This is a genomic window from Celeribacter marinus, from assembly GCF_965656515.1.
GTDB classification, from domain to species: domain Bacteria; phylum Pseudomonadota; class Alphaproteobacteria; order Rhodobacterales; family Rhodobacteraceae; genus Celeribacter; species Celeribacter marinus_D.
In genome coordinates, this window is sequence record NZ_CBFHKW010000125.1 from 1 (window position 1) to 1,138 (window position 1,138).

Consider the following 1,138-nt stretch of genomic DNA (forward strand, 5'->3'; position numbering starts at 1 on the left):
TTGTCGATTTACGACACGATGCAATATATTCGCCCCAAAGTGTCGACACTTGTGATGGGTCAAGCCGCGTCAATGGGGTCGCTGTTGTTGACGGCTGGTGAAAAAGGCATGCGGTTCTCGCTGCCAAATTCGCGCGTCATGGTGCACCAGCCCTCCGGTGGCTATCAGGGGCAGGCCACGGATATCATGATCCACGCCCAAGAAACCCAAAAGCTCAAAGATCGTTTGAATGGCATTTACGTCAAACACACGGGCCGCAAGATGAAAGAAGTTGTGGACGCGCTTGAGCGTGACAACTTTATGTCGGCCGAAGAGGCAAAAGAGTTCGGACTGATCGACGAGATTGTCGAAAGCCGTGGCGATATCGAAGCGTGATGTAGAACGGCCGCTTGTCAGGTGCTGATGTCACCATGGTTTAACGCATGGATTTTGGCATTGTACCTCCAAAATGGCTGTCTTACACTCGTACACAACACAAATTTCAGGCGGCATGACTGCGCCGCCTGAGTGACCAAATACCTACCAAATAGGGACCGGATTGGTCTTAGGGGAATGCAATGTCGAATTCGTCCAGTGGTGACAGCAAGAACACGCTTTATTGTTCCTTTTGTGGAAAAAGCCAGCATGAGGTGCGCAAGCTGATTGCGGGTCCAACTGTTTTTATCTGTGATGAATGCGTTGAACTTTGCATGGATATTATCCGCGAGGAAACAAAGTCGTCGGGCCTCAAATCGTCCGAGGGCGTGCCTGCGCCACGCGAAATCTGCGCGGTTCTTGATGACTATGTGATCGGTCAGGCCACCGCGAAACGCGTGTTGTCCGTGGCGGTCCACAATCATTATAAACGCCTCAATCATGCCTCCGCAGGGTCGGATGATATCGAATTGGCGAAATCCAATATCTTGCTCGTTGGTCCAACCGGTTGCGGTAAAACGCTTTTGGCTCAGACCCTTGCGCGTATTTTGGACGTGCCGTTTACGATGGCGGATGCCACGACGCTTACCGAGGCTGGCTATGTCGGTGAGGATGTCGAAAACATCATTCTCAAATTGCTTCAGGCATCAGAGTACAATGTCGAGCGCGCACAGCGCGGTATCGTCTACATCGACGAAGTTGATAAAATTACGCGCAAGTCGGA

The 1,138-nt window shown here is 51.5% G+C and carries 2 protein-coding genes; both read left to right on the forward strand.

All coding sequences use genetic code 11. From position 1 onward, the window contains the following. A partial coding sequence (locus tag ACTG34_RS13805; RefSeq protein WP_439105441.1) for an ATP-dependent Clp protease proteolytic subunit occupies window positions 1-375 on the forward strand: 375 nt, incomplete at its 5' end. A 182-nt stretch (window positions 376-557) separates the two neighbouring features. Then, window positions 558-1,138 (forward strand): ClpX C4-type zinc finger protein (locus tag ACTG34_RS13810; protein ID WP_439105442.1); only part of this gene is annotated, 581 nt, incomplete at its 3' end.